Annotated in this window: 8 protein-coding genes; 7 read left to right on the forward strand and 1 reads right to left on the reverse strand. The window is 34.7% G+C overall.

The window, feature by feature from the left end; all coding sequences use genetic code 11:
- The coding region (locus ACHZC3_RS06135) for an alpha-2-macroglobulin (RefSeq protein ID WP_394758996.1) at window positions 1-5,651 on the reverse strand (5,651 nt) is incomplete at its 3' end.
- Window positions 5,652-5,985: 334 nt separating this feature from the next.
- Between ACHZC3_RS06135 and ACHZC3_RS06140 the strand changes: the two genes are divergently transcribed.
- From ACHZC3_RS06140 to ACHZC3_RS06170, 7 genes are all read left to right on the forward strand, one after another.
- Window positions 5,986-6,351 (forward strand): NADH-quinone oxidoreductase subunit A, encoded by a 366-nt coding sequence (locus ACHZC3_RS06140; RefSeq protein WP_394758997.1) that lies wholly within the window; start codon window positions 5,986-5,988, stop codon window positions 6,349-6,351.
- Window positions 6,352-6,500: 149 nt separating this feature from the next.
- Entirely contained in the window at window positions 6,501-7,046 is a 546-nt protein-coding gene (locus ACHZC3_RS06145; protein WP_011964321.1) for an NADH-quinone oxidoreductase subunit B, read from the forward strand.
- 4 nt (window positions 7,047-7,050) lie between these two features.
- Entirely contained in the window at window positions 7,051-7,572 is a 522-nt protein-coding gene (locus tag ACHZC3_RS06150; RefSeq protein WP_394758998.1) for an NADH-quinone oxidoreductase subunit C, read from the forward strand.
- 24 nt (window positions 7,573-7,596) lie between these two features.
- Window positions 7,597-8,835, forward strand: a complete 1,239-nt coding sequence (locus ACHZC3_RS06155; RefSeq protein WP_394758999.1) for an NADH-quinone oxidoreductase subunit D — start codon at window positions 7,597-7,599, stop codon at window positions 8,833-8,835.
- A gap of 5 nt (window positions 8,836-8,840) precedes the next feature.
- Window positions 8,841-9,371, forward strand: coding sequence for a complex I 24 kDa subunit family protein (locus ACHZC3_RS06160; RefSeq protein ID WP_394759000.1), 531 nt, complete (start codon window positions 8,841-8,843; stop codon window positions 9,369-9,371).
- 1 nt (window position 9,372) lies between these two features.
- A complete protein-coding gene (gene nuoF, locus ACHZC3_RS06165) occupies window positions 9,373-10,740 on the forward strand; it encodes an NADH-quinone oxidoreductase subunit NuoF (RefSeq protein WP_394759001.1) in 1,368 nt (455 codons plus the stop codon).
- A gap of 18 nt (window positions 10,741-10,758) precedes the next feature.
- Window positions 10,759-11,611 (forward strand): 2Fe-2S iron-sulfur cluster-binding protein (locus ACHZC3_RS06170; protein WP_394759002.1); only part of this gene is annotated, 853 nt, incomplete at its 3' end.

An 11,611-nucleotide genomic window follows, 5' to 3' on the forward strand; every position in this document is an offset into this window, starting at 1 on the left:
ACTTCAACCCAAAAACCTTTAGTTCTGGCTAGGAATGTGTTGTCATACATCGCTTCACATTGCAATCCAGGCAAATAATAAGTACCTAAGTAAGAAGCGTTAAGTAAAACTCTAAACGTTTTGGTTTCGCCAGATCCTAATGGGAAATAGAAATTGGTTCTATCATCTCGAATGTCAATATGGTCAGCAATATTGTTTGTCGCATCACCAAAATCATTAAAACGCGTGTTTACAATTTCGAAACCTGAAGGCAAAATTTGAGATAATGCCACGTTATTCACTCGTTCATTTTTTAAGTTTTTAATCGTAACCTCTGCTATAAACTCGGTGCCTTGATTTATTTTCGAAACATTGATAATACTGCCTTTTCTGTTTTTGAAAACAACTTTGGCACTCAAATTATTTTGAACAACTTGCTCTTGACCCACAGGCAAAATACCAGAATTTAAAACGCGAACATATAATGTATTGTTTTTGTTGTTTTTAATTGTGATTCCGTTTGTTCCATTTTTAATAGTTAAACTTCTTTCTGCCAATGTTTTATTGGTATTAATTCCTAAAGTTTTTCCACCATCGTTAAACTGAACATTAATGCCTTTTCCACCATTGAATTGCGCAAATTTAGACATCGAATACAAGCAATAAGCGGTAGTTTGTGTACTCATCCATTGGTCGGCAGACATTTGTTTGGCCAGTTTGTTTGCCATCATAAATGCTTTTTGTTTCTGACCCAATAAGATTAAAGTTTCTAATGCCATCGCTCGATTACGATCACTAGAACCATAATAGTAATAGCTGTAATTGTTGTTATACTCTTCATCTATTTTAGATTTTAATAACAATGACATTCCCGCTTGTTTTTGTCCTGCTAAAACATAAGCGGCAGCCAATCGTAGTTTACTCTCATTAGAAATTCCTGAAGTTTCACGCAATCTATTCATCGATGACAAGTCAGGCGAACCAGCTAATGCTAAGGTATACAAACGATACGCTTGCGCAAAATCATTGCCATATTTAGCTTCAAAACGCCATTTTTTAGCCTCTTTTTGTTGGTATGAAACCCATTTTTGTTTGAAATTTATAGGTAAAACGTACCCTTTTTTCTCGGCTTCAAGCAAGAAATGACCTGCATAAGAACTTCCCCAATCATCGGCAGAAGTGCTTCCTTGCCAATACGACATTCCACCATTTGCCAATTGAAAACCTCCCAATCTTGTAATTCCGGCTGTTACATTTTTCTGAATTAATGCTTTGCGATTTGCATCAATATCAGCAATGTCATTCAAATACAATTGAGGGAAAACAGACGAAGTGGTTTGCTCGACACAACCATGAGGATACTGAATTAGATATTGCAGCCTTCCATTAAAATTAATCGATGGCATTGATGAAATCTCCAATCTTGCTTTATTGCTACCAGCGACACCAAATGTTTTCCAAGAAATAGATTTAGAGCTATTTGGTTCTAAAACGAGATCCGTATAAGTATTGGTTACAGGATTTGGATTGGTCATATCGATCTCAATATCATAAGTAGATTTTTCTTTTCCAGAAGTAGCAATGACTTGTACCTTTGCAATTCCCGTAGTAGCACCAACTTCAAGATTGAAATACGTCATTTTTTCATCAGGACTAGTGAAAGTTACATTTTGAATGGCTTTACCAATAATTTTTAAACCTGGACTTGTTTTTATCTGTACTGAAACATTTTTTACATGATTTTCCATAGCAAAAATTGTCACAGGAATCGTCACTTTTTCTGATGGCGAAATTTTTCGTGGTAACGAAGCCAATGCCATCAAAGGACTACGAACTGGAGTTGCTTTTTCGACAGCTCCATAAGCACTTGTTTTAGCATCGCCAGCGACTACCATTGTTCTTACTGAACCAATATATTTTGGTAATTTTATTTGATGTGTTTTGGTATCACCAGCATCAAGTTTGAATGGTCCCAAATAGATAACGACAGGTTTGAAACGGTTGGCTTTTTTAGCTTTGCCACCACCTAAATCTTGATCGCCACCAATACTAAATATTTGGTTTACTTTTCCGCCATAAGCACCAATTACATCATCGTAAATATCCCAAGTTTTTACACCCAAAGCTTCACGAACATAGAAACTGTCCCAAGCATTTGGTGTTTTGAATCGGGTTAAATCCAGCAAGCCTTCATCGACAACGGCAATGGTATAAGTCATTGCTTTTCCTGATTTCTCAATCACTTTTACGTTAAATGCTTGCTCTGGTTTCAAAACATCTGGCATGGCGATTTTTGGTTCTAAAATCGTGTTTTTGTCAATCACTTCAATAGGAATAATTCCGTACATTCTTATTGGTGAATCGTTTTTAGTCGATGCATGTGGTTGCAATAACGTAATGTTGAAATACACATTTGGCGCCATAGCAGCTGTAATAGGAACTTCGACTTTAGTTTCTCCTTTTTTGGTTTTTGCCCAAAGTGTTTGTACTACTTTTGCTCCGTTTTCGATAGAAATTAATGCACGTCCACCTTCACTCGAAGGGAAAGATATTTGTGCTTTTTCGCCTACTGCATAATTCTTTTTATCGGTAGAAAAAACCAACATAGTAGCCGTTGAAGCATCGGTATTTCTTGTTTTTCCTGACCAGTAAGGATAATCTATATTGACAGTTTGTGCTGTAGCGTGACCATCAGTTGGATCAGTAACTCGAATCATATAACGTCCCCATTCTTCATCGGTTAATGCAAATTGAAAACTACCTTTTCCGTTAGTATCAGTATTTACTCTCAATGTTTTGTATGAAGTTGTTGCGTTCGATGAATTGTAATTAGACACGTCATCGTTTGATGAATCCCACCACCAACGCCATTCTACTTTAAACACTTTTACTTCTAGATTTTTTACCGATTTTGGACGACCATTTTCATCGACAGTAACCACATCAAAACGATTGTTAACTCTCGTTTCTAGCATTTGGTATTTTGTTAGTTCAGGCAATTTTAATCCTACATACGTTTTGTAAGGAGAATAGGTTGTTGCCATCACATCTGTACTAAAATCCCCACCTTCCTCATACACTTTGGTCATAAAAGCAGCTCGCAACATTCCTGGTGCTTGACCTTGTAGTTTAGGATCGATAGTAACGGAAGCTTTTCCGTTTGCATCTACTTTTCCTGAAAAAATAATAGTTTCTTCGGTGCTAAATTGACGCACTTCATCATCAAAATCATAGTTGGAATATCCTTTGAAACTAGTAACATCTTGGGAAAATTTGGCTTGCATTTCTACCTTTAAATCTTTTGCCACAGCGCCATGAAGCCAGTTGACTTGCAAATTACTCGTGTTTGGATAAGAAGAAGAAAGCACTGTGTTTCTGAAAACATTTTTAATTTTCAAACGATTGGGTTTGATGGTTTCAATTTTAATGTTTTTATAAAATTTAGCACCACCCACACTAACCATCGCTTCCCAACTTCCTGTTGACGCATCGGCATCGGTAGGAACTATAAAACTATAATGATTGAGTTCGTTCGATTTTTGAATCGTTTGATAGGTTATTTTTCCGTTAGGATCAGAGAGTCTGAATTTTATTGGATGTGCATTTGGAATTTTATTAGCAGCATCATTAAAAATAAAGGACAAGTACAAATTATCACCAGGACGCCAAACGCCACGTTCTCCATATATAAAACCTTTCAAACCTTTTTGCAAAGCCTCTCCAGCAACATCGAAATTACTAACCGACAGAGAATTTCCGTCATCTAATTTCACATAAGTAGATTGGTCGCCAAGGGTAATAATGGCAAAATAAGCGAATTTATCCAATTCAAATTTTGCAATTCCTTCACTATTTGTGGCTTCGGTGGATAGTTTTTGTTGTTGAAAATTATATAATTCAACTCTTGCATTCGAAACTGGTTCGGTAGTTACAATATTATTTACAGCAAATAAATAGGATTTGTTTTCGCCACGTTTTGCAATTACTCCTAAATCGGAAGCTAAAATATTGGTTCCTATAGTGGTATTATAAAAGTAAGATTGCGAACAAGCATCTTCGCTTTCTCTCCAACTATAATCGTCGTAATAATAGTCGTCGTAATTGTTTCCGCTATAATTCACATCGTTTTCATCAGTTTCTTCCTCTTCAGCAGCTTCTTCTTCGTCAGTTGATCCGTCACATTTGTATAGAGAGTATTTCTTTTTGAATGAAAATTCGACACGGTAAATAGCGCCAGGTTCTGGTGTGATTATTTTAGATAAATCGAGTGCAAAAGTATTCCATTCGCTAAAATTAACGAGTTTATTTTCTTTTAAATTGATGGTGCTTTTAGCAATAGGTTGTGCTACTTTTTTTAAATTTTGTGCGCCATTTAGATCGTTGTATTGTAAAAACTGAAGAATGTTGTTTTTATATATTTTATATACTTTAACATCGACAGCGCTTAAGTTTACGGCTTCAAAATTGAGTTTTAAATTGTTAGAACTTGGCAGAATAGTTCCGTTTTTAGTGAACTTTACATTTGGTTTTATTTGGTCGAACGAAACGGTTGTCGAGAAATTTTGTTTCATTTTATACCCATTCTCACTTTCAATTCCTTGAAAAACTTCCACCAAAACATTCCCAGATAGTACTTGCTCTGGAGTTGTAGTTTCTTCGATTGGTTCTACATATTCGACAGCTTCGTCAATTGCAACAGCGACCGAATCGACAGCAACAGCTGCAGTATCGATAACTTCAACAATTGCTTCTGTAACGACTGGTTTTACAGGTGTTTTTTCAATTTCATTATTAAAAAACACTTTCAATAAATTACCATGTGTGCTAAATTTTAAATTTTTTGTATTTTGAATAGATATCAATCCTTTAAAATCTTGTCCTTTTTGTAAAGCATCGGAAAAATTGATTAACAAGGTTTGATTGTCGCCTTCTGGAATAGAAACATTAACTACTTTGAAGTTATCTTTTCCAATAATAGTATAGTCAATTTTACCTTTTTGATCTATGTCAAAATCATTTCCATCATATAAAATCTCGAGATTGTTATCGTTATCTGAACGTTGAATACTATCAATAATAAATTTGAATTCAGTAGATGTACTTGTTGATTTTATGAATTTTACAGCGACATTTTTTCCACTTTGTTCGGCAGTTACTAATTTTTGAGCAGTTTCAAAATCGATGTTATCGGCTGTTTTTAGTGTGCAGTTTAGGTATTGATAATCTTTGCTATATGATTGAATGTCTTGTGTAGTTACTAGAAAATCTTGTTTTAGCGTTTTTACAGTAAAATTGAAATCCGCCAATTCTTTTTTGACAGTCGTTAAGATTTTGTCGACTTTCAATGTGACTTGATATTCAGTATCTGGATCTAATTTTTTTTCAGGAATAAAAGCAATAGTATTTGCAGAAAGTGCCACTACTTTTCCGTTTACGCTTGGAGAAATATCAAATAAATCATTGTCTAAAACTTGGTCTTTAACCCAGTCTTTTTTGTCGAAAGCAAGGACGACTCGAATATCGGATTGCGCCGAGACTATGCCTCCAGTAAAGTTTGAAATTATACCCTTAAATAATGAAAAATCTGAATTAAAATCGGCAGCTGATTTTCTGCCACAAGCTTGAAAAATAAGAACTGCAATAAACAAATAAACAAAATTTTTCGTTTTCATTTGGATTAAAAAATTAAGAGTAAATAGATGGTTAAAATTTCATTAAAACTGTATCAAAATTAGTACCATTTTTGTTAATTTTTTAGACTATATTGTGTTTATTTTAAATATTTCCATAAATAAATCTAATTGTTTGGGTTTTGAGTTTTTTATTGATTTTAATTCACTGTTTTTCTTCAAAATCGAAGAAAAATTTAACATTTGCAGTTGTGTAATTTAGAAACATTAAAAATAACTAGATAATATGATTTTTTTTAGTTGAAATTGCCATTTTTGGTTGCGATTTAATTCAAGCCATGTATCTTTGTAAATGATAAAAACTAATTTGTAAACAATGCAATCAAATCAATTAGATTATTTACCAATATTTATGCAAATGGGACTTGCTGTCGGATTTGTGGTATTAACTATAATTGGATCAAGTTTTTTAGGTCCAAAAAGATCATCTGTAAATAAAGATAAAAATTTTGAAAGTGGTATCGAATCTATTGGAAACGCTCGTATTCCTTTCTCTGTAAAATATTTTTTGGTTGCTATTTTATTTGTGCTTTTTGATGTTGAGGTGATATTTTTATATCCTTGGGCAATCAATTTTCAAGAATTAGGAATGGAAGGCATGGTTAAAATGGTGATTTTTATGTCATTATTATTGGTCGGATTTTTCTATATTATTAAAAAGAAGGCCCTTGAGTGGGATTAGAAATTTTAGATTTCAGAGTGAAGATTTTAGATTTCAGTATAATCTAAATTTAAGCCTCGAGATTTCTAAAAATGATTTTATTAAAATTTGATTTTATTTTAAAGGTTTTTCAAAAATCTAAAATCTAAAATCTAAAATCTAAAATAAAAATGAGTTCAAATATAAATATTGTAGAAGCTCCAGAAGGAGTAACTGGTGAAGGTTTTTTTGCAACAAAATTAAATGATGTTGTAGGATTAGCTCGTGCCAATTCTATGTGGCCATTGCCGTTTGCAACTTCTTGTTGCGGAATCGAGTTTATGGCTACTATGGCTTCTCATTACGATTTAGCGCGTTTTGGTTCAGAAAGAGTAAGTTTCTCTCCTCGCCAAGCAGACATGCTAATGGTTATGGGAACCATTTCAAAAAAAATGGCGCCTATTTTACGTCAAGTTTACGAACAAATGGCAGAACCTCGTTGGGTAATTGCAGTTGGAGCTTGTGCATCTTCAGGAGGAATTTTCGATACCTATTCTGTTTTACAAGGAATAGACAAAGTAATTCCAGTAGATGTTTATGTGCCAGGTTGCCCGCCAAGACCAGAACAAATTGTAGATGGAGTAATGCGTTTACAAGAATTAGTTAAGTCAGAATCTGTTCGTCGTCGTAGCTCGCCAGAATATCAAGAACTATTAGCATCTTATAACATTAAATAAGAACATGGCTTTAGAAAACACCCAAATTCAAGATAAATTAACAGAAACTTTCGGAGAAAGTGTCATGCATTTTCGCCAAGAAAAAGACATTTTTACTTTCGAAGTTGCATCTGATAAAATGACTTCAGTGATTTTATTTTTAAAGAATGAAGAGTCTTTAAATTTCCACTTTTTAACCGATTTGTGCGGTATTCATTATCCAGATAACAATGTGAACGAGCAGTTTGCTGTAGTATATCATTTGCACAATTGGATTGAAAATAAAAGAATCAGAATCAAAAGTTTTATTAATGGAGAAATACCTGAAATAAAAACAATTTCAAATATTTTCTTGTGTGCCAATTGGATGGAACGTGAAACCTATGATTTCTATGGGATCAATTTTATAGGTCATCCTCAATTAAAAAGAATCTTGAATATGGACGAAATGGTATCTTTTCCGATGAGAAAAGAATTTCCGATGGAAGATTCAGGAAGAACAGACAAAGACGACAGATTTTTTGGTAGAACACCATCAAATTCATAAAAATAAATAATTCAACATTATAAAATGTCAGAACTATTATTACCACCAGAGCATCGCTATGCTAAAATAATTAAAGAGAAACTAAATGAAGACGGAAGTGAACTTTCGATCTTGAATTTAGGACCTACTCACCCAGCCACTCATGGTATTTTTCAAAATATCTTGTTGATGGATGGTGAACGTATAGTTGATGCCGAACCAACCATTGGTTATATTCATCGTGCGTTCGAAAAAATTGCCGAAAACCGTCCTTTTTATCAAATCACTCCATTGACAGACAGAATGAACTATTGTTCTTCGCCTATCAATAATATGGCTTGGTGGATGACATTAGAAAAATTATTAGATATTGAAGTGCCTAAGCGCGCACAATATTTAAGAGTTATCGTAATGGAATTAGCGCGTATAACGGATCATATTATATGTAATTCGATTTTAGGTGTCGATACTGGAGCTTATACAGGTTTCTTATATGTATTCCAATTTAGAGAGAAAATATACGAAATCTATGAAGAAATTTGTGGTGCTCGTCTTACAACAAATATGGGAAGAATTGGCGGTTTCGAAAGAGATTGGTCACCAAAAGCTTTCGAATTATTAAACACTTTCTTAGAAGAATTTCCTGCTTGTTGGAAAGAATTTGAAAATCTTTTTGAAAGAAATAGAATTTTTATTGACAGAACGGTAAATGTAGGACCTATTACTGCCGAACAAGCTATGGCTTTCGGATTTACAGGTCCAAATATACGTGCTGCGGGTATCGATTATGATGTTCGTGTTGCTGAACCTTATTCTTCTTACGAAGATTTTGAGTTTATAATTCCTGTAGGAAAATCAGGTGATACGTATGACCGTTTTTGTGTTCGTAATGCCGAAGTTTGGGAAAGTTTAAGCATTATTCGTCAAGCATTAGCCAAAATGCCAGAAGGAAATGTGTATCACGCAGATGTTCCAGATTATTACCTTCCTCCAAAAGAAGATGTGTATAACAATATGGAATCATTAATTTATCACTTCAAAATTGTAATGGGAGAAGTTCCTGTTCCAGTAGCTGAAATTTATCACGCTGTAGAAGGAGGAAACGGAGAATTAGGTTTTTATTTAACTACCGATGGAAGTCGTACACCGTACAGATTACATTTCCGTCGTCCTTGTTTTATATACTATCAAGCATATCCAGAAATGATTAAAGGAGCATTATTATCGGATGCTATCGTAATATTATCAAGCCTTAATGTAATTGCGGGCGAATTAGACGCTTAATAATTATGGAAAAAACACAGATCAAACAAAATATCAATATCACAGAAGCTTTGATGACACGTATCAATGAATTGTGCAGTCATTATCCAGATGATAAAAGAAAATCAGCATTATTGCCTGTTTTGCATGAAGTTCAAGATGCTCATGACAATTGGTTGAGTATCGAATTGCAAGACAAAGTAGCTGAAATTTTATATATCAAACCAGTAGAAGTATACGAAGTAGTTTCTTTTTATACGATGTATAATAGAAGGCCTATTGGTAAATATATGTTCGAATTTTGTCAAACTTCACCTTGTTGTTTAAATGGAGTAGAGGATTTAATGGATTATACCTGCAATAAATTAGGTGTAAAAGTTGGCGAACCAACTCCAGACGGATTGTTTGAAGTTCGTGGTGTAGAATGTTTAGGTGCTTGTGGTTATGCCCCAATGATGCAACTAGGCGATTTCTATAAAGAACACTTGACAGAAGAAAAAATCGACCAGTTAATTACTGATTGCAAAGACAATAAAATAATATTACACGATAAATAAGATGTCAAAAAAAATATTATTAGACAAAATAAACGTTCCAGGGATTAGAACTTACGAAGTATATCGTCGTGAAGGCGGTTATGCATCAGTAGAGAAAGCACTAAAAACGTTAACACCAGACGAAGTTGTAGAAGAAGTAAAAACTTCTGGAATACGCGGACGTGGAGGAGCAGGATTTCCAGCGGGAATGAAATGGAGTTTTATCGATAAAAAATCGGGAAAACCACGCCATTTGGTATGTAATGCTGACGAATCTGAACCAGGAACATTCAAAGACCGATATTTGATGGAATTTATTCCTCATTTATTAATCGAAGGAATGATAACTTCTAGTTATGCCCTAGGTGCAAACCTTTCTTATATCTACATTCGTGGAGAATATATGTGGGTGTATAAAATTTTAGAACGCGCCATCGCCGAAGCAAAAGCTGCGGGTTGGTTAGGTAAAAATATTTTAGGATCAGGTTTCGATTTAGAACTTTATGTTCAAATTGGCGCTGGAGCCTACATTTGTGGAGAAGAAACCGCATTAATCGAATCGTTGGAAGGAAAACGAGGAAATCCTCGTATCAAACCACCATTTCCAGCAGTTTCTGGACTTTGGGGAAATCCAACGGTAGTAAACAACGTAGAAACGATTTCTGCAGTGCCTTGGATTGTTAATAATTCAGGTGCAGCCTATGCTGAAATAGGAATAGGTCGATCTACAGGAACCAAATTAATTTCAGCTTCTGGAAATATCAAAAATCCGGGTGTTTATGAAATCGAAATGGGATTGTCTGTTTATGAATTTATGAATTCAGATGAATATTTAGGAGGTATGGCTACCGATAGACCACTCAAAGCATTAGTGCCAGGAGGAAGTTCAGTGCCAGTTTTACCAGCACATCTTATTTATAAAACGGCCAATAACGAAGATAGATTAATGTCTTACGAAAGTTTGAGTGATGGCGGTTTTGCTACAGGATCTATGTTAGGTTCAGGCGGGTTTATTGTATATGATGATACGGCATGTATTGTTCGTAATACTTGGAATTTCTCTCGTTTTTACCACCACGAATCTTGCGGTCAATGCACACCTTGTCGTGAAGGAACTGGTTGGATGGAAAAAATATTACATAGAATTGAAACTGGAACTGGTCGTGAAGAAGATATCGATTTGTTGTTGAGTATTCAAAGTAAAATTGAAGGAAACACAATTTGTCCTTTAGGTGATGCAGCAGCTTGGCCAGTAGCAGCGGCAATTCGTCACTTTAGAGAAGAGTTCGAATATCATGTTCGTTTCCCAGAAAAAATAAAAAATAGAGATCACTTTGTAAATGAGCCATTTGAAAAAGTGAAACATTTGGTTTCTAAATTAACAGTATAAAGTCAAGAATTTACTATAATGAAAGTAACAATAGACGGACAAGAAATAGAAGTAACTCCAGGAACAACAATCCTGCAAGCTGCGCGTATGATTGGAGGAGAAGTAGTTCCGCCAGCCATGTGTTATTATTCAAAACTAGAAGGTAGCGGTGGTAAATGCCGTTGTTGTTTGGTTGATGTAACTAAAGGTAGCGAAGCAGATCCAAGACCAATGCCTAAATTGATGGCATCTTGTGTAACAGGTTGTCAAGACGGAATGGAAATAGCCAGTAAAGCTTCTCCAAGAGTACAAGAAGCAAGAAAATCGGTGACGGAATTTTTGTTGATAAACCATCCGTTAGATTGTCCAGTTTGTGATCAAGCAGGAGAATGTGATTTGCAGAATTTAAGCTTCGAACACGGAAATCCAAAATCACGTTTTATTGAAGAAAAAAGAACATTTGAACCAGAAGATATTGGCCCAAATATTCAATTACATATGAATCGTTGTATTTTATGTCAAAGATGTGTTCAAGTAGCAGATCAGTTGACAGACAATAGAGTGCATGGTGTTATGGATCGTGGTGATCACGCCAACATTTCAACTTGTATTTCAAAAGCGATTGATAATGAGTTTTCTGGAAATATGATTGACGTATGTCCTGTTGGTGCTTTGACTGATAAGACTTTCCGATTCAAATCTAGAGTTTGGTTCAATAAACCATACAATGCACACAGAGAATGTACAACTCCAGGATGTTGCGGAAAAACGACTGTTTGGATGTTTGGTGGAGAAATTCAACGAGTAACAGGCCGTAAAGACGAATATCATGAAGTAGAAGAGTTCATATGTAACGGATGTCGTTTTGATCATAAAGATGTTAATGATTGGA

Source organism: Flavobacterium sp., assembly GCF_043720215.1.
GTDB lineage: Bacteria > Bacteroidota > Bacteroidia > Flavobacteriales > Flavobacteriaceae > Flavobacterium.